Genomic DNA, 18,796 nt, shown 5'->3' with positions numbered 1-18,796 from the left:
CGGACGCTTCAAGTGACCACCACCAAAAACGTTGGATTGATTGTGCCACACGTCCTTGCGCATTCTTAGCAGATGGGCGGCTGGAACCGTCAGACAAGGCCCCGATTGGCGGGGTTTGTTGCTGCAAAGCTACAACTCAAAGCGCCTAAAATCGAACCCTTTGCCTGCGTTGGGGCGACCCTTTTATATATATGACTTCATTCGCCAAGGAAACCCTCCCGATCAGTCTAGAGGAGGAGATGCGGCGAAGCTACCTCGATTACGCCATGAGCGTGATCGTGGGTCGAGCCCTGCCGGACGCCCGTGACGGCCTGAAGCCGGTGCATCGCCGCGTGCTGTTTTCGATGCACGAGGCCAACAACGTCTGGAACCGCCCTTACGTGAAGTGCGCGCGCGTCGTGGGTGACGTGCTGGGCCGCTTTCACCCGCACGGCGATTCGGCCACCTACGAAGCGCTGGTGCGCATGGCGCAGGACTTTTCGATGCGCTATCCGCTCATCGATGGTCAGGGCAACTTCGGCTCGGTCGATGGCGACAGCGCCGCCGCCTACCGCTACACCGAATGCCGGCTGGAAAAGATCTCCAGCGAAATTCTGGCCGATATCGACAAGCAGACCGTCGATATGGTGCCCAACTACGACGGCAAGGAGTTGGAGCCCACCGTCCTGCCGACACGACTGCCCAACCTGCTGATCAACGGATCCGGCGGTATTGCCGTGGGCATGGCCACCAACATTCCACCGCACAACCTCAACGAAGTGGTGGACGCCTGCCTGCACCTGCTGCACCACCCCGAGGCCAGCATCGACGAACTGATGGAAATCGTGCCCGCGCCCGACTTCCCCACCGGCGGCATTATCTATGGCGTGCAAGGCGTCAAGGACGGCTATCGCACAGGGCGCGGCCGCGTGGTGATGCGTGCCAAGGTGCATTTCGAGGACATCGACAAGGGCCAGCGCCAGGCCATCATCGTTGACGAGATCCCCTACCAGGTCAACAAGAAGACGCTGCAGGAGCGCATGGCCGAGCTGGTGCACGAGAAGAAGCTCGAAGGCATCAGCCACATCCAGGACGAGTCCGACAAGTCGGGCATGCGCCTGGTGATCGAACTCAAGCGCGGCGAAGTGCCCGAGGTGGTGCTGAACAACCTGTACAAGCAGACGCAGCTGCAGGACACCTTCGGCGTCAACATGGTGGCGCTGATCGACGGCCAGCCCAAGCTGTGCAACCTGAAGGAACTGGTCCAGGTCTTTCTGCAGCACCGCCGCGAAGTGGTCACACGCCGCACCGTGTTCGACCTGCGCAAGGCCCGCGAGCGCGGCCACGTGCTGGAAGGCCTGGCGGTGGCGCTGGCCAACATCGACGAGTTCATCCGCATCATCCGCGAGTCGCCCACGCCGCCGGTCGCCAAGACCGAGCTGATGGCGCGCAGCTGGGACAGCGCGCTGGTGCGCGAGATGCTGACGCGCACGCGCGAAGACGGTGTCACCATCAGCGCCGACGACTACCGCCCCGAGGACCTGGACCGCGCCTACGGCCTGCAGCCCGACGGCCTGTACCGCCTGTCGGAGACCCAGGCGCAAGAGATTCTGCAGATGCGCCTGCAGCGCCTGACCGGGCTGGAGCAGGACAAGATCGTCGCCGAATACAAGGAAGTGATGGCCGAGATCGAGGACCTGCTCGACATCCTGGCCAAGCCGTCGCGCGTGTCGACCATCATTGGTGAAGAACTCGCCGCGCTCAAGACCGAATTCGGCCAGACCAAGGAAGGCGCGCGCCGCTCCACCATCGAGCACAACGCGCAGGACCTGGCCACCGAAGACCTGATCACCCCCACCGACATGGTGGTGACGCTCAGCCACGCCGGTTACATCAAGGCGCAGCCGCTGTCCGAATACCGCTCGCAAAAGCGCGGCGGGCGCGGCAAGCAGGCCACGGCGACCAAGGAAGACGACTGGATCGACCAGCTCTTCATCGCCAACACGCACGACTACATCCTGTGCTTTTCCAACCGCGGGCGGCTGTACTGGCTCAAGGTGTGGGAAGTGCCTTCGGGCTCACGCGGTTCGCGCGGGCGGCCGATCGTCAACATGTTCCCGCTGCAGGAGGGCGAAAAAATCAACGTGGTGCTGCCGCTGACCGGTGACAACCGCAGCTTCCCGGCCGACCACTACATCTTCATGGCCACCGCTGGCGGCACCGTGAAGAAGACCGCGCTCGACGAATTCAGCAACCCGCGCAAGATCGGCATCATCGCCATCAAGCTCGACGACGGCGACCAGCTCATTGGCGCCGCCGTCACCGACGGGCAGCATGACGTGATGCTGTTCTCCGACGGCGGCAAGGCCGTGCGCTTCGACGAAAACGACGTGCGCGCGCTGGGCCGCGACACGCGCGGCGTGCGCGGCATGCAGCTGGAAGAAGGCCAAAGCGTCATCGCCATGCTGGTGGCCGACGCCGAGGCCGCCGAGCCGGGCACGGAACCAAACGCGCGCAACAGCGTTCTTACCGCCACCGAGAACGGTTACGGAAAGCGCACCCAGATTACCGAATACACCCGCCACGGCCGTGGCACCAAGGGCATGATCGCCATTCAGCAAAGCGAACGCAACGGCAAGGTCGTCGCCGCGACGCTGGTCGGCGTTGAGGATGAGATCATGCTGATCACCGACAAAGGCGTGCTGGTGCGTACCCGCGTGGCCGAGATTCGCGAGATGGGGCGCGCCACGCAAGGCGTCACCCTGATCGCGCTCGACGACGGCGCCCAGCTCAGCGGCCTGCAACGCATCGTCGAAAACGATGCGCAGGACAACGGTGCCGATGAACCCCAGTCTTCCCCAACGGAGTAACACCAGTGAGAGCCATTTTTTCCCGCATCCCCGCAGCTATTGTTTTGGTAGCTGCCTGCGCAGTATCCACCAGCGCAATCGCCCAAAATGACAAGCGCGCGCTGGCCACCAAGCTGGCGCAGATTCAGGCCAAGGCCGACAGCGCCGCCCTGGCCGGGCAACTGACCGACAGCGCCGTCGGCCCGGTGCTGGCCGGCTGGTCGCAGCGGCTGGACGAAACCGTGCCGCCCGCGCGCCAGAAGGACGTGCGCGACAAGCTGGACGTCGAGCTGAAGAAGTTCGCCGAAAGCACCTACAAGACCGTCGAAGCGCAAACCGGCAAGGCCGCCGAAGCCGCGCTGGTGCCGATCTTCATGGAAAAGCTGTCCGAGGACGAGCTGAAAACCATCATCACCTACCTCGAATCGCCGGTCAGCGCCAAGTTCCAGGCGCTCGGCCCCGACGCCACCAACGCGTGGGCCAAGCGCGTGGTCGACGCCACCAAGCCCGCCGTCGAAGCCGGCGCCAAGAACTTCGACAGCGCCGCCACGCGCATCGTCAACGCGGCCGGCAGCGGCGCGGCGCCCGCCAAGAAGTAAAGTTCGCGCTGTTTCGCGTCTGCGCCGGCGTTCCATACGCCGGCGCATTTCATTGTCCGAACCCCTGACCGCGCATGAGCAACCCCTCTCCCATCCAGTCCGACGCCCTGGCCAAGCTGCGCGTACGGATCGACAGCCTGGATGCGCAATTGCTGTCGCTGCTCAACGAGCGCGCCCGGGTGGCCGAGGAAGTGGGCGAACTCAAGCGGCAGGAAGGCACGCCCTTCTTCCGCCCCGACCGCGTGGCCCAGGTCATCGACAAGGTGCAGCAGGCCAACCCCGGCCCGCTGCAGAACCCGCACGTGGCGGCCATCTGGCGCGAGATCATGTCGGCCTGCCTGGCACTTGAAGTGCCGCAGCGCGTGGCCGTGCTGGGCCCGCAGGGCACGTTCTGCGAGCAGGCCGCCATCGAATTCTTCGGCAGCGCGGCCAACCTGATTTACTGCAGCAGCTTCGACGAGGTGTTTCACGCCACCGCCGCCGGCACGGCCCAGTTCGGCGTGGTCGGCATGGAAAACACCACCGAAGGCGTGGTGGCTCGCTCGTTCGACCTGTTCCTGCATTCCCCCGTGCACACGGTCGGCGAAGTCAGCATGCTGGTGCGCCACAACCTGCTGCGCCAGGTCAATGCGCTCGAAGGCGTCGAGGTGGTGCTGGCGCATCCGCAAGCGCTGATGCAGTGCCAGGGCTGGCTGACGGCCCACCTGCCCCACGCCGAGCGCCGCGCCGTGTCAAGCAACGCCGAAGGCGCGCGCCTGGCGGCCACCCAGCCCACCTGGGCTGCGCTGGCCAGCGACCGCGCGGCGGCGCAGTTCGGGCTGCACGTGGTGGCCCACGCCATTCAGGACGAGGCGTACAACCGCACGCGTTTCGCCATCATCTGCCTGCCGCAGACGCTGGCCATGCCCGCGGCGTCCGGGCGCGACTGCACCAGCATCGTGGTGTCGGTGCCCAACAAGCCGGGGTCGGTGCACGACATGCTGACGCCGCTGAAAAAGCACAAGGTCTCGATGACCCGCTTCGAATCGCGCCCCGCCAAGTCGGGCAAGTGGGAGTACTACTTCTACATCGACCTGCAAGGCCACCCGAGCGAGCCCAACGTGGCGGCCGCGCTGTCCGAGCTGCAGGCGTACTGCGCGTTCTACAAGATGCTGGGTGCCTACCCCCTGGGACAAGATGTTTGAACAACTCGGACTGATCGGCTGCGGGCTGATGGGCGGCTCGCTGGCGCTTGCGCTCAAGCGCGCGGGCCTGGTGCGCCGCGTGGTGGGCTACAGCAAGTCGCCCTCCACCACCGCACGCGCGCTGCAGATGGGCGTGATCGACGTCGAGGCGCCGTCGGCGCTGATGGCGGTGTCGGGTGCCGACCTGGTGGTGCTGGCGGTGCCCGTGGCCGCGACCGAGCCCACGCTGAAGGCCATCCGCCACCTGATCCGCCCCCAGATGCTGATCGTCGACGTCGGCTCCAGCAAGCGCGACGTGGTGGATGCGGCGCGCCGCGTGCTCAAGCAGGACGTGGGCGTGTTCGTGCCCTGCCACCCCATCACCGGGCGCGAGGTCTCGGGCGTCGAGAACGCCGACGCCGGCCTGTACGCGGGCCGGCAGGTCATCCTGACGCCGATCGAGCGCACGCTGACCGCCAAGCTGGACCAGGCCACACACCTGTGGCGTGCGCTGGGTTGCGAGGTGATCACCATGTCGCCCGAAGCGCACGACGCGGCGTTTGCCGCCGTCAGCCACCTGCCGCACCTGCTCGCCTTTGCGCTGATGAACAGCATCACCGGGCAGGCCGAGGGCAAGGACTACCTGTCGATGGCCGGGCCGGGCTTTCGCGACTTCACGCGCATTGCCGCGTCCGACCCGCAGATGTGGCGCGACGTGCTGATCGCCAACCGCGAAGAACTGGCCCACCAGGCCGAAAAGTTCCAGCACGCGCTGGCCGAGTTCCAGCGCCTGATCGCGGGCGGCCAGGCCGACGAGCTGGAGCGCCTCATCAACCGCGCCAGCCACGCGCGTGCCAACTGGCGCGTGACGCCCGGCGCCCGCTGATTTTCTTCGCCGTATCTTCCCGTGTTCGATACCGACTTCCTCGACGTTCCGGCGCTGCGCTCGGTTTCAGGCACCGTGCGCCTGCCGGGCTCCAAGAGCATCTCCAACCGCGTGCTGCTGCTGGCGGCGTTGTGCGAGGGGCGCACCGTGGTGCGCGACCTGCTCGATTCGGACGACACGCGCGTCATGCTGCAGGCGCTGCGCCAGCTGGGCTGCGGCGTCGCGGTCGACGACACGACGGCCGTGATCGACGGGCTGGGCGGCAAGCCGCGTCAAGCAAAGGCCGACCTGTTCTTGGGCAACGCCGGCACGGCGATGCGCCCGCTGACGGCCGCGCTGGCGGTGCTGGGCGGCGACTACGCCTTGAGCGGCATCGCGCGGATGCACGAGCGGCCCATCGGCGACCTGGTCGATGCCCTGCGCGCGCTGGGCTGCCGTATCGACTACCTGGGCAACGACGGTTACCCGCCGCTGCACATCGGCACGCCGCGCCTGCAGCTCGAGCAGCCCATTCCGGTGCGGGGCGACGTGTCCAGCCAGTTCCTCACCGCGCTGTTGATGGCGCTGCCGCTGGCCGCGCAGACGCAGGACATCGTCATCGAGGTGGTGGGCGAGCTGATTTCCAAGCCCTACGTCGACATCACCCTGCAGCTGCTGGCGCGCTTCGGCGTGGCCGTGCGGCGCGACGAATGGGCGCGCTTCACCATCCCGGCCGGCAGCCGCTATCGCACACCGGGCGAAATCCACGTCGAGGCCGACGCCTCGTCTGCTAGCTATTTCATAGCTGCCGGCGCTTTGTCAGAAAGCGCTGCGGGCCAAAAAGGCTTGAAGATCGAAGGCGTGGGCGAAGCCTCGATCCAAGGCGACATCCGCTTCGTCGACGCGGCCCGGCAAATGGGCGCGCAAATCGAAAGCGGCCCCAACTGGCTGCACGTGGCGCGCGGCGCCTGGCCGCTCAAGGCCATCGACCTGGACTGCAACCACATTCCCGATGCGGCGATGACCCTGGCCGCGATGGCGCTGTACGCCGACGGCCCCTGCACGCTGCGCAACATCGCGTCGTGGCGCGTCAAGGAAACCGACCGCATAGCCGCCATGGCCACCGAATTGCGCAAGCTGGGCGCCGCGGTGGACGAAGGCGCGGACTTCATCCGCGTCACGCCGCCCGCTGGCGCCACGGCGTGGCAAGCGGCGTCGCTGCACACCTACGATGACCACCGCATGGCCATGTGCGGCTCGCTGGCGGCCTTCAACCCGGCCGGCCTGCCGGTGCGCATCGAAGACCCCAAGTGCGTGGCCAAGACCTTCCCGGACTATTTCGAGACGCTGTTCGCCCTCGCGCAACCGGCGGTCGACGTGCCGGTCATCTGCATCGACGGGCCCACGGCGTCCGGCAAGGGCACGCTGGCCAGCGCCGTGGCCCGGCGGCTGGGCTATCACTATCTCGACTCGGGTTCGCTGTACCGCCTGACCGGGCTGGCCGCGCGCCGCGCAGGGCACGAACTGAACGCCGAAAATGAGGCGGCCATCAGCGCCCTCGCCCGCTGCCTGCCGGTGCGCTTTACCTCAGACGGCATCTGCCTCGGCGACGAAGACGTCAGCGACGCCATTCGCACCGAAGCCGCGGGCATGGACGCCTCCCGCGTATCCGCCTTGCCTGGCGTGCGTGAGTCGCTACTGAATCTGCAGCGCGACTTCGCCCGCCTGCCTGGGCTGGTGGCCGATGGGCGCGACATGGGCACGGCCATCTTTCCGCACGCCGCGCTCAAGGTGTACCTGACAGCGGGCGCCGCGCAGCGCGCTGAAAGGCGCCATAAGCAATTGATTTCCAAGGGAATTTCTGCTAAACTCGCCGACCTTCGCGCTGACTTGGAGGCGCGCGATGCGCGGGATGAAAACCGCGCCGCGTCGCCGCTGAAGCCCGCGCAAGATGCCCTGCTGCTGGACAACTCGCAGCTGACCATCGAGCAATCGGTGGATCAGGTGCTGGGCTGGTGGCAGGCAAGGCAGCCGTTTCGCTCTTCCTGAAGGGCCTGGCGGTCGCCCACCCGGTCACGACACCACGTCCGCAGCCGGTTTCTGGTCCAGCCGGCTTCCCTCCGCGCGTCGAAGCGCATCGAGCCGTCTGGTGGTTTCACCTTAACCGCGGTTCATCCGCACCCAAGCCTCTGTCGTCAGCCTTTCAAACGATTGCAACGGTGCTGTCGTCAACCTGTGCGTGCAGAGAAGGAATCTTTCATGTCTGAATCTTTTGCCCAGCTGTTCGAGGAATCCCTGCGCCGCACCGAAATGCGCCCGGGTGAAGTCATCACCGCCGAAGTCGTGCGCGTCGAGCACAACTTCGTCGTCGTGAATGCCGGCCTGAAGTCCGAAGCCTACATCCCGATCGAGGAATTCAAGAACGACCAGGGCGACGTCGAAGTCGAACCCGGCGCCTTTGTGCCCGTGGCCATCGGCTCTATCGAAAACGGCTACGGCGACACCATCCTGAGCCGCGACACCGCCAAGCGCCTGGCCTCGTGGCTGGCGCTCGAAAAAGCCCTGGAATCGGGCGACTTCGTCACCGGCACCACCGCCGGCAAGGTCAAGGGCGGCCTGACGGTGCTGGTCAACGGCATCCGCGCCTTCCTGCCCGGCTCGCTGGTCGACACGCGTCCCACCAAGGACCTGACTCCGTACGAAAACAAGACGATGGAGTTCAAGGTCATCAAGCTCGACCGCAAGCGCAACAACGTGGTGCTGAGCCGCCGCGCCGTGGTCGAGGCCAGCATGGGCGAAGAGCGCGCCAAGCTGATGGAGACGCTGAAGGAAGGCGCCATCGTCAACGGCGTGGTCAAGAACATCACCGAATACGGTGCGTTCGTGGACCTGGGCGGCATCGACGGCCTGCTGCACATCACCGACATGGCCTGGCGCCGCGTGCGCCACCCGAGCGAAGTGGTGCAGGCTGGCCAGGAGATCACCGCCAAGATCCTCAAGTTCGACACCGAGAAGAACCGCGTGTCGCTGGGTCTCAAGCAGATGGGCGACGACCCGTGGATGGGCGTGTCGCGCCGCTACCCGCAGGGCACCCGCATGTTCGGCAAGGTCACCAACATCGCCGACTACGGCGCGTTCGTCGAGCTGGAGCCGGGCATCGAAGGCCTGGTCCACGTGTCCGAGATGGACTGGACCAACAAGAACATCGCCCCCAACAAGATCGTGTCGCTGGGCGACGAGGTCGAGGTCATGGTGCTCGAGATCGACGAAGACAAGCGCCGCATCTCCCTGGGCATGAAGCAGTGCCGCGCCAACCCGTGGCAAGAGTTTGCGCAGAACACCAAGCGCGGCGACCGCGTCAAGGGCCCGATCAAGTCGATCACCGACTTCGGCGTGTTCGTCGGCCTGGCTGCCGGCATCGACGGCCTGGTGCACCTGTCCGACCTGTCGTGGAACGAGCCCGGCGAAGCCGCCGTGCGCAACTACAAGAAGGGCCAGGAAGTCGAAGCCATCGTGCTGGCCGTCGACGTCGACCGCGAGCGCATCAGCCTCGGCATCAAGCAGCTCGACCAGGACCCGTTCACGACCTTCGTCACCGTCAATGACAAGGGCCAGTCGGTCACCGGCAAGGTCAAGACCGTCGACGCCCGTGGCGCCGAGATCGACCTGGGCAACGACGTGGTGGGCTACCTGCGCGCTTCCGAGATCAGCCGTGACCGCGTCGAAGACGCCAGCCAGGTGCTGAAGGTGGGCGACGAGGTGACCGCCGTGGTGACCAACGTTGACCGCAAGACGCGCAACATCCAGCTGTCGGTGCGCGCCAAGGACGCTGCCGACCAGCAGGAAGCCATGGCCAGCCTGAGCCAGAACAGCGGCAACGCCGGCACGACCAGCCTGGGCGCCCTGCTGCGCGCCAAGCTGGACAACAACGACAAGTAAGGCAAGCTCCCGAGGCGCCTGATGGCGCTTCCCCCTCAAGGGGCGCACCCAGTGGCCGGGCCAGGCCCGCTCCACGGGTGCCCTTGAAGAGGCGGCAACGTGGCTCACCTCGGTATAACGCCTGCTGTCTATTGCTGCAATGACCCGTTCCGATCTGGTCGAACTGCTGGCCGAGCGCTTTGGTCAACTGACCCAGCGCGACGCCGACGCGGCCGTCAAGACGATTCTCGACGCCATGGGCGACGCGCTGACGCGTGGCCATCGCATCGAGATTCGCGGCTTCGGCAGCTTCTCGATCAACCACCGTCCGCCGCGCCTGGGCCGCAACCCGCGCACCGGCGAAAGCGTGCGCATCCCCGAGCGGCGCGTGCCGCATTTCAAGCCGGGCAAGGCCCTGCGCGAAGCCGTGGGTGCGCAACCCGTCGACGGCAGCGCGCCGTCCAAGGTGCCCGGGCATTGACGGCATCACCGCTAGAATCGTCTTCGACCTGAAGAAGACGCATGACCAAGCTCACCCGGCTGCTGACGTGGATACTGAAGGCAGCCGTTTTTTTTGCCCTGTTCGCCTTTGCGCTGAACAATCAGCAGGACGCCACCGTGCACCTGCTGTTTGGCCACCAGTGGCGTGCGCCCATGACGCTGGTGGTGCTGGCCGCCTTTGCGCTGGGCATGGTGGTGGGCGTGATCGGCATGCTGCCGGGCTGGATGTCGCGCCGCCGGCGCGCCGGGGCGGCAGCCGCTTCCGCGTCCGAGCTGGCTCCGCTGGACGGCCGGTTGACTGAGCCCCCCCCATGGAGTTTGACCTCAGCTGGATTTTGTTGGGAGTGCCGGTCGTATTTGCGCTCGGCTGGCTGGCTTCGCGGCTTGATCTGCGCCAGTTGCGCATCGAGAACCGGCAAGCCCCCAAGGCCTATTTCAAGGGCCTCAACTACCTGCTGAACGAGCAGCAGGACGAGGCCATCGACGCCTTCATCGAAGCGGTGCAGCGCGATCCCGACACGTCGGAGCTGCACTTCGCGCTGGGCAACCTGTTTCGCCGCCGGGGCGAGTACGAACGCGCCGTGCGCGTGCACGAGCACCTGCTGTCACGTGCCGACCTGAGCCGTGCCGATCGCGACCGTGCGCAGCACGCGCTGTCGCTCGACTTTCTGAAGGCAGGGCTGCTCGACCGCGCAGAAGACGCGTTGCGCAAACTGGAAGGCACGCGCTACGAGGAACAAGCCTGGCTGACGCTGCTGACCCTGCACGAGCGCGCGCGCGACTGGCAGCAGGCCGCCGACACCGCGCGGCGGCTGCAGGGTGCGGGGCAAGTCGACTTCAGTGCGCGGCTGGCGCATTACCTGTGCGAGCAGGCCGCCGATGCCTTGAACAAGAAAAAAGACCCGGTGGCCGCCGAAGGCCTGCTGCGTCAGGCCATCGAGTGCGCCGCTGCGGCCGCCCGCCCCCGCATTCAGCTGGCGGGCCTGTTGACCGGGCGAAACGATTGGGCGCTGGCGTTTGACCAGCTCGCCAGCCTGGAGCAGCACGCGCCGCAGGCCATTCCTCTGGTGGCCAGCGAGCTGGTGCGCATCGGCCAGGCCAGCGGCCAGCAGGCCCAGGCCCGCGCGCTGCTGGAGCGCAGCTACGCCGCCACGCCATCGATCGACGTGGCCGATGCCCTGGTGCAGGCTGAAACCGCCAGCGGCGTGCCTGCGCAAGTCGCCCGTGAAGGCTATGTGCGCCACATGACGCAAGAGCCGTCGCTCATCGCCGCTGCCCGCTGGCTCAGTCAGGAGCCGTTTGCGCAGGACGGCGCGCACCCGGTGGTGCAGCGCTCGGTCGAGCACGCGGCGCGCCCGCTGGCGCGTTATCGCTGCGCGGCGTGTGGCTTCGAGGCGCAGGGATACTTCTGGCAGTGTCCTGGTTGTCAGGCATGGGAAAGCTTCCCGCCCAAGCGCATCGAAGAGCTTTGAGCCGCCCCCGCAAGGTGCACAATTCGGCCCGGCGCGTCGTCGGTGCTGTCGCCGTCAACGCAGCAACCCGCCGCGCCGTTACGACAGTGCAGTGCCGTGCCGGCGGGTTCAGCCGGTGTTCAAACCTAGGAAGGTATCCCATGCTGAAAAAACTCCTCGCCCTGCTGACCATGTTCTATGCCGCCCTGGCGTTTGCCGCCGTGGACGTCAACACCGGCAGCGCCGCTGACCTGGACAGTGTCAAGGGCATCGGCCCCGGCCTGTCGGGCAAGATCGTCGCCGAGCGCCAGAAGGGCCAGTTCAAGGACTGGAACGACCTGATCAACCGCGTCAAAGGCGTGGGCGCCAAGAATGCTGCCAAATTCTCCGCCGGCGGCATGACGGTCAATGGCGCCGCCTACGCAGGCGCTCCGGCTGCCGCGCCCAAGGCCAAGAAGGAAAAGGCCACCGGCATGTCGGGGATGTCCGGGATGAGCGGTATGTCGGGCATGAGCGGCATGGCCGGTCAGCAAGGCATGGGCGGTATGTCGGGTATGTCGGGTATGTCGGGTATGTCGGGTATGTCCGGCATGTCGGGCCAGAAAGGCATGAGCGGCATGTCCGGCATGTCGGGTATGTCTGGCATGAGCGGCATGGCTGGCCAGAAGGGCATGAGCGGCATGTCGGGCATGGCTGGTCAGGCCAAGTAATCGCGGACGGCGGCCGCTCGGTCGCCCCTCGTGAACACGGCGCACCTTGTGGTGCGCCGTTTTTCATGGTGCGTCAGCCTGCCATGCCAAAGCCGCCGCCGCCTGGCGTGTGGATCTCGAAGATGTCGCCCGGCTGCATCTCGGCGCTGCCGATGTGCTGCAGGTCTTCAACCATGCCGTCGGCGCGCACCACGCGGTTGATGCCGACGGCGCCCGTGCCGCCGCCCGCCATGCCGAACGCCCCGCGCTCGCGTCCATTGCTGAGGATGCTGGCCGTCATGGGCTGCAGGAACCGGATGCGGCGCACGCCGCCGTTGCCCCCGGCCCATTGGCCGGCGCCGCCTGAGTCGCGGCGGATCTCGTAGCTTTCCAGACGGACCGGGAAGCGCCATTCCAGCACTTCGGGGTCGGTCATGCGCGAATTGGTCATGTGCGTCTGCACCACGCTGGTGCCGGGGAAGCCGCCGACCAGCTGCCCGTGCTCGTCGAACACGCCGCCCGCGCCAGAGCCGCCCGAGATGGTCTCGTAATACTGGTAGCTGTCGTTGCCGAAGGTGAAGTTGTTCACCGTGCACTGGCTGGCGCCCATCAGGCCCAGCGCGCCGATGATGGCGTTGGTGATGCAGGTCGACGTTTCGACGTTGCCCGCCACCACGCTGGCCGGCGGCTGCGGCCGCAGCATGCTGCCCTCGGGAATGACGACCTCGATGGGTTTCAGGCAACCCGCGTTCAGCGGAATGTCGTCATCGACCAGCATGCGGAACACGTACAACACCGCCGCCATGCACACCGCCGTCGGCGCGTTGAAGTTGTTGGTCTGCTGCGGCGACGTGCCGGTGAAGTCGACCTTGGCGCTGCGCGCGGCGCCGTCGATGGTGACGGCCACCTGGATCTGCGCGCCGTTGTCCAGCGGCAGCGTGAAGCTGCCGTTCCTCAGCCGCGCCGCCAGCCGCGTGATGGCGCGGCGCACGCTTTCCTCGGCGTTGTCCTGCACGTGCTTCATGTAGGCCTGCACGACGTCCAGGCCGAACTGCTCGACCATCTTGCGCAGCTCCTGCACGCCTTTTTCGTTGGCGGCGATCTGCGCCTTCAGATCGGCCATGTTCTGCTGCGGGTTGCGGCTGGGGTATTCGCCGCTGGCCAGCAGCGCCAGCATGTCCGACTCGCCCAGGTGGCCGGCATCGACCAGCTTGACGTTGTCGATCTGCACGCCCTCCTCCTCGATGCGGGTCGAAAAGGGTGGCATCGAGCCGGGCGAAATGCCGCCGATGTCCGCATGGTGCCCGCGCGAGCCCACGTAGAAGATGGGCTGTTCGCCGCCGTCCAGGTACACCGGTGTGATGACGGTGATGTCGGGCAGGTGCGTGCCGCCGTGGTACGGGTCGTTCAAGACGAACACATCGCCACGCTGCATGGCGCCACGATTGCGTGCGATCACCGTCTTGATGCTCTCGCCCATCGAGCCCAGGTGCACCGGCATGTGCGGCGCGTTGGCGATCAGGTTGCCTTCGGCGTCGAACAGCGCGCAGCTGAAGTCCAGCCGCTCCTTGATGTTGACCGAGTAGGCCGTGTTCTGCAGCTGCAGGCCCATCTGCTCGGCGATGTTCATGAACAGGTTGTTGAACACCTCCAGCAGCACCGGGTCGACCGTGGTGCCCGCGGCGTAGGTGACCGCGCGCGGCACGGTGCGTTCCAGCAGCAGGTGGTCAAAGGCCGTCAGGCTGGCGCGCCAGCCCGGGTCGACCACGGTGGTGGCGTTCTGCTCGGCGATGATGGCCGGGCCATCGATGGCGTCGCCAGGACGCAGGTCTTCACGCACGATCAGCGCGGCGTCGTGCCAGCCGGCCTGGCCGTCGGTGCCGACGGTGTAGATGCGCGCGGTGTCGCGCTGCGGCACGTCGCGCCCCGGGTGCAGCGGGTGCTCGTGCTCGGTCGGCGCGTCGCCAGCCACCACGGCCTCGACCGACACCGCCTCGACGATCAGCGCCTTGCCGGTCATCAGGAAGGCGAAGCGCTGACGGTACGCGGCCTCGAAGGCGCGCGTGATGTCGTGCATGACCTGCGCGTCGCCCGTCTCGCCGCCCTGCAGGTGCGGGAACGGCACGATCAGCGCCGAATCGGTGCCGTCATAACGCACGTGCACGCGGTGGTGCACGCGGATGTCGCCGCGGCTGACTTCCTGCCGCGCCAGTTCCTGGTGCGCGGCCAGGGCCAGGCCGCTCAGCGTGTCGCGCATGGCGCCGATGTGGTCGGGCGTCAGCGGCAGTTCCACCGCCGTTTCGCGCATCACGTTCTGGTCGGCCAGGCCCATGCCGTAGGCCGACAGCACGCCCGCCAGCGGATGCACCAGCACGCGCGTCATGCCCAGCGCATCGGCCACGCCGCAGGCATGCTGGCCGCCCGCGCCGCCAAAGCACTGCAGCGTGTAGCGCGTCACGTCGTAGCCGCGCGCCACGCTGATTTTCTTGATGGCGTTGGCCATCTGCTGCACCGCGATCTGGATGAAACCGTGGGCCACGTCCTCGGGCGTGCGGCCGGTGGGACCGGCGATGTCGGCAAAGCGCGCGCGCACCACTTCGGCGTCCAGCGCTTCGTCGGCGGCGGGGCCGAACACCTTGGGAAAGTACGCCGGCTGCACCTTGCCGACCATCACGTTCGCATCGGTCAGCGCCAGCGGGCCGCCGCGCCGGTAGCTGGCCGGGCCGGGGTTGGCGCCCGCGCTTTCGGGGCCGACGCGAAAACGCGCGCCGTCAAACTGCAGGATGGAGCCGCCACCCGCCGCCACGGTGTGGATGCTCATCATGGGCGCGCGCATGCGCACCCCGGCCACCTGCGTCTCGAACTCGCGCTCAAACTGGCCCGCGTAGTGGCTCACATCGGTGCTGGTGCCACCCATGTCGAAGCCGATCACCTTGGGCTGTCCCGCGATTTCGGCCGTGCGTGCCATGCCGACGATGCCGCCCGCGGGGCCGGACAGGATGGCGTCCTTGCCCTGAAACGCCATCGCGTCGGTCAGCCCGCCCGACGACTGCATGAAGAACAGCTTTACGCCCGGCATCTCGGCCGCCACCTGTTCAACGTAGCGGCGCAGGATGGGCGACAGGTAGGCATCGACCACCGTGGTGTCACCCCGGCTGACGAACTTCATCATGGGGCTGGTTTCGTGCGACGTGCTGATCTGCGTGAAACCCACTTCGCGCGCGATGCGTGCCGCCGCCTGCTCGTGCGCGACGTGGCGGTAGCCGTGCATGAACACAATCGCCACGCTGCGCAGCCCTTGCTGGTATTGCGCAGACAGCTCCTTTTTCAATAGCGATTCATCCAGCGCCTGCACCAGGTCGCCGTTGGCGTCGACACGCTCCTCGGCCTCGACCACGGCGCTGTAGAGCAGTTCGGGCAGCACGATGTGGCGGTCGAACAGGCGCGGCCGGTTCTGGTAGGCGATGCGCAGCCCGTCTCGAAAGCCGCGTGTGGTGACCAGCAGCGTCGGCTCGCCCTTGCGCTCCAGCAGCGCATTGGTGGCCACCGTGGTGCCCATCTTCACGCACTCGACCAGATCGGGCGTGATGGCCTCGCCCGACTGCAGGCCCAGCAGGTGGCGAATGCCGGCCACGGCGGCGTCCTTGTATTGCTCGGGGTTTTCGGACAACAGCTTGTGCGTGACGATCACGCCATCGGGCCGGCGCGCCACGATGTCGGTGAAGGTACCGCCGCGGTCGATCCAGAACTGCCAGCGGGAAGGGAGGGTGGCGTGAGGCATGGTCAGAAATCCAACATCGTGAGCGCGGGCTCGTGAAGGGCCAGATCGCCCAGAAGGCGTCTGGAATGAAGCAAAGACAGTACAGGCCAGCCCGTGGCGTGGCGCAGCGCCGCTGCATAAGGCGGCAGGTTGGTGCATTCCAGCACCAGCGCACGCAACTCCGGCGCCCGTGCGCGCAAGGTCAGAGCGGCGGCCACCACTTCCTGCTCAGCCAGAAGCGGATCCAGCGTCACGCCGGCGCCCAGGATGGCCTGCACGAAATGGCTGCGCTCCGGCATGCCCTGAATCCACACATCGCCGAGCCGATCCGACGGCACGCCTGCGGCACGCAAATGATCCCGACCCAGACGCTCGGCCGAGATGGTGAGCACACCCACCTGCGGCAAAGCGGCCAGCAGCGAAGGCAAGGCCAGCAAGCTGGACGACACCAGCGGCGCTGGATAGGCCACTGCCTGCAGTTCAGCCTGCAGCAGCACCAGAAAGCCGCAACTGGTCGTGATGGCCGTGCAACCTTGCGCCACCAACGCGCGCACCGCGTGCTCGAAGCCTGTACGCAGCGGAGACGCGCGCAGCGCCTCGGCGTGACACACCACACTGGCGGGCGCAGCACCCGGCACCACCCATTGCCGCACGGGACACGGGTAACTTGAAGGCAGGCCAAGATCCCCAGGCGGGCGATGAAAGCCTGTATCCAGCATCACCAGCCCCAAAGCAACCACTGACGCGGACACCCCGGCAGCCGCGATCACAGAGACGCCGCCGCGCGAGCGGCCTGATCGTAAACGCCCGACATCACCCGCAGCAGCCGCGCGAGCTCGCCCAGGTTGGGGTTGAGTTGTGGATCGATGTTGTCCATCAGGCAGGCTTCCCGCACCGCGCGATAGCTCTTCACCGCCGCCTCGCCAGCCTCGGTGGGCAGGTAGAACACTTCCTTGCCCTGCCGCTCAGTGCGCAGCAGGCCTGCGGCCACCAGTTTCTTGAGCGCGTAGGCCACCACGTGCGTGTCCTCATAGTTCAGCACGAAGCAGATGTCGGCCAGCTTCTTGTTGCGCGCGCGGTGGTTGACATGGTGCAACACCAGCACGTCGGTCACCGTCAGGTCGGGCACGCCAGCGGCGGCCATGCAGCGCACCATCCAGCGGCTGAAGGCGTTCCACGCGACGATCATGCCGAACTCGAACTCCGACGCCTCGACGCTGCGCGGCGACACCAGGTGCGACGACGACACAATGCCCGACCGCTGCACCTTCGAACCGCTTGCACTGCTTTTGACGCCCATCAGGGTAATCCCGAATCAATATCAAATTGACGATAATTTATTGACACTTTATCGAATCGACTCGTAGACTTCAATCCCGCACACGTCGCGCGGCTATGGCCGGATTCTGGTTTTCACCCTCTGCCTCGCAGAAGCGAACCCCTATGCTCCGCGCACCGTCAATCTTGTTCAAGGAGTTCGCATGACGTTCACCCGACGCGCCACCAGCACGGTGCTGGGCCTTTCTTTCATCGGCTTTGCCGCTGGCGCCAGCGCCCAGACCAAGTGGGATCTGCCCTCGGCCTACCCGGCGACCAACTTCCACACCGAAAACCTGGTGCAGTTCGCCAAGGACGTGGACGCGGCCACGGGCGGTAAGCTCAAGATCACCGTGCACGCCAACGCGTCGCTGTTCAAGGCCAACGAAATCAAGCGCGCCGTGCAAAGCGGCCAGGCCCAGGCCGGCGAAGTGCTGCTGGTCAACTTCGAGAACGAAAACCCGATTTACGGCGCCGACGGCATTCCTTTCCTGGCCACCAGCTATGCCGAGGCACGCAAGCTGGCCACGGCGCAGAAGCCGGTGCTTGAAAAGCTGCTGGGCGGGCAAGGCATGAAGGTGCTGTTCACCGTGCCCTGGCCGCCGCAGGGCATCTATGTCAACAAGGAAATCGGCTCGGTGGCCGAGATGCGCGGCCTGAAGTGGCGCGCTTACAGCCCTGCCACCGCCAAGATCGCCGAGCTGGTCGGCGCCCAGCCGGTCACCATCCAGGCGGCAGAACTGTCGCAGGCGCTGGCCACCGGCGTGATCAACAGCTACATGAGCTCCGGCTCGACGGGTTACGACACCAAGACCTACGAGAGCATCAAGTACTGGTACGACACCCAGGCCTGGCTGCCCAAGAACGCCATCATCGTGAACCAGAAGGCCTTTGCCGCGCTGGATGCCACGACGCAGGCCGCCGTGCTGAAGGCCGCGGCCGAAGCGGAAACGCGCGGCTGGAAGATCAGCCAGGAAAAGAACGAGTGGTATTCCAAGGCGCTCGCCGACAAGGGCATGAAGATCATGAAGCCCTCGCCCAAGCTGATGGGCGACCTCAAGCAGGTCGGCTCCATCATGCTGGCCGATTGGGAGAAGAAGGCCGGCGCCGATGGCACGGCGGTGATCTCCGCCTTCCGCAAGAACTGATCCGCCCGTGCGCCGGTTTCTGGATCGCCTGTACCTGGCCTCGGGCGCGCTCGGGGGCTGCTTCATCGTGCTCATCTGCGTGGCGATGATCGGCCAGAGCATCCTGCGCGAATTCGGCGTGCGCACTGGTGCGGTGAACGACGTGGTGGCATGGATGTGCGCAGCCGCGTCCTTCTTCGCCATGGCGCATGCGTTCAAGCACGGCGACTTCGTCCGCGTCACATTGCTGCTCGAACACCTGTCCGAACGCAAACGCCGTGTGCTGGAAATCGCAGCGCTGCTGATCGGCACCGTCAGCGTCGGCTACCTGGCGTTCTGGGCGGTGCGGTTCACGTACGAGAGCTGGCAGTTCAACGAACTGGCGCAGGGTCTGCTCCCCATTCCGATCTGGATCCCGCAAAGCAGCTTCGCGCTGGGCGCGCTGCTGCTGCTGGTGGCCATGGTCGATGAACTGATTCTGGTGCTGCGCGGTGCGCGCCCGACCTACGTGGTCGCGGTGGAAGAACGCCACGCCCACGGTGATTTCTCGTCCGACGTCTGACCGTCAACTCCGGCCC

14 protein-coding genes and 1 pseudogene are annotated in these 18,796 nt (G+C 66.4%); 12 read left to right on the top strand and 3 right to left on the bottom strand.

The genetic code is table 11. The features are described 5' to 3' along the window. The first annotated feature begins 191 nt into the window (after window positions 1-191). The 10 genes and pseudogenes from gyrA to R0D99_RS05960 all read left to right on the top strand — a co-directional run bounded on the left by gyrA (window position 192) and on the right by R0D99_RS05960 (window position 12,035). Window positions 192-2,849, top strand: a complete 2,658-nt coding sequence (gene gyrA / locus R0D99_RS06005; protein WP_317750475.1) for a DNA gyrase subunit A — start codon at window positions 192-194, stop codon at window positions 2,847-2,849. A 5-nt stretch (window positions 2,850-2,854) separates the two neighbouring features. Then, a complete protein-coding gene (locus R0D99_RS06000; protein WP_317750473.1) occupies window positions 2,855-3,427 on the top strand; it encodes a DUF2059 domain-containing protein in 573 nt (190 codons plus the stop codon). Between the two features lie 74 nt (window positions 3,428-3,501). Beyond that, window positions 3,502-4,611: a prephenate dehydratase gene (gene pheA / locus R0D99_RS05995; RefSeq protein WP_317750472.1), complete on the top strand. Its 1,110-nt coding sequence runs from the start codon at window positions 3,502-3,504 to the stop codon at window positions 4,609-4,611. After that, a complete protein-coding gene (locus R0D99_RS05990) occupies window positions 4,604-5,476 on the top strand; it encodes a prephenate dehydrogenase (protein ID WP_317750471.1) in 873 nt (290 codons plus the stop codon). The genes pheA and R0D99_RS05990 overlap by 8 nt, the downstream gene beginning before the upstream one ends. A gap of 21 nt (window positions 5,477-5,497) precedes the next feature. Next, window positions 5,498-7,504 carry a bifunctional 3-phosphoshikimate 1-carboxyvinyltransferase/cytidylate kinase gene (locus R0D99_RS05985; RefSeq protein WP_317750470.1) on the top strand — a complete coding sequence of 669 codons (2,007 nt, stop codon included), beginning with the start codon at window positions 5,498-5,500 and terminating at the stop codon, window positions 7,502-7,504. A gap of 210 nt (window positions 7,505-7,714) precedes the next feature. Then, complete coding sequence (gene rpsA, locus R0D99_RS05980) at window positions 7,715-9,394, top strand: 30S ribosomal protein S1 (protein ID WP_317750469.1); 1,680 nt, start codon at window positions 7,715-7,717, stop codon at window positions 9,392-9,394. 139 nt (window positions 9,395-9,533) lie between these two features. Continuing rightward, complete coding sequence (locus tag R0D99_RS05975) at window positions 9,534-9,854, top strand: integration host factor subunit beta (protein WP_317750468.1); 321 nt, start codon at window positions 9,534-9,536, stop codon at window positions 9,852-9,854. Between the two features lie 41 nt (window positions 9,855-9,895). After that, window positions 9,896-10,156: pseudogene (locus R0D99_RS05970) on the top strand (lipopolysaccharide assembly protein LapA domain-containing protein); the annotation flags it as partial. A 29-nt stretch (window positions 10,157-10,185) separates the two neighbouring features. Next, window positions 10,186-11,346: a lipopolysaccharide assembly protein LapB gene (gene lapB, locus R0D99_RS05965; protein WP_317750467.1), complete on the top strand. Its 1,161-nt coding sequence runs from the start codon at window positions 10,186-10,188 to the stop codon at window positions 11,344-11,346. 140 nt (window positions 11,347-11,486) lie between these two features. Further along, entirely contained in the window at window positions 11,487-12,035 is a 549-nt protein-coding gene (locus R0D99_RS05960; RefSeq protein WP_317750466.1) for a helix-hairpin-helix domain-containing protein, read from the top strand. Between the two features lie 73 nt (window positions 12,036-12,108). On the opposite strand, the gene R0D99_RS05955 is transcribed toward R0D99_RS05960, so the two are convergent. The 3 genes from R0D99_RS05955 to R0D99_RS05945 form a co-directional block, all read right to left on the bottom strand. Then, window positions 12,109-15,795 carry a hydantoinase B/oxoprolinase family protein gene (locus tag R0D99_RS05955; protein WP_317750465.1) on the bottom strand — a complete coding sequence of 1,229 codons (3,687 nt, stop codon included), beginning with the start codon at window positions 15,793-15,795 and terminating at the stop codon, window positions 12,109-12,111. Window positions 15,796-15,797: 2 nt separating this feature from the next. Further along, entirely contained in the window at window positions 15,798-16,427 is a 630-nt protein-coding gene (locus R0D99_RS05950; protein WP_317750464.1) for an aspartate/glutamate racemase family protein, read from the bottom strand. Window positions 16,428-16,540: 113 nt separating this feature from the next. Further along, window positions 16,541-17,074 carry a winged helix DNA-binding protein gene (locus tag R0D99_RS05945; protein WP_317750463.1) on the bottom strand — a complete coding sequence of 178 codons (534 nt, stop codon included), beginning with the start codon at window positions 17,072-17,074 and terminating at the stop codon, window positions 16,541-16,543. 181 nt (window positions 17,075-17,255) lie between these two features. Here R0D99_RS05945 and R0D99_RS05940 point away from each other — a divergent pair, with 181 nt between their 5' ends. After that, window positions 17,256-18,239 (top strand): TRAP transporter substrate-binding protein, encoded by a 984-nt coding sequence (locus tag R0D99_RS05940; protein ID WP_317750462.1) that lies wholly within the window; start codon window positions 17,256-17,258, stop codon window positions 18,237-18,239. Between the two features lie 7 nt (window positions 18,240-18,246). Next, window positions 18,247-18,780 (top strand): TRAP transporter small permease, encoded by a 534-nt coding sequence (locus tag R0D99_RS05935; RefSeq protein WP_317750461.1) that lies wholly within the window; start codon window positions 18,247-18,249, stop codon window positions 18,778-18,780. Window positions 18,781-18,796 lie beyond the last annotated feature (16 nt).

Origin of the sequence: Ottowia sp. SB7-C50, assembly GCF_033110285.1 — a bacterium.
Classification (GTDB): domain Bacteria; phylum Pseudomonadota; class Gammaproteobacteria; order Burkholderiales; family Burkholderiaceae_C; genus Ottowia.
This window is presented reverse-complemented; position numbering and strand designations above follow the sequence as displayed.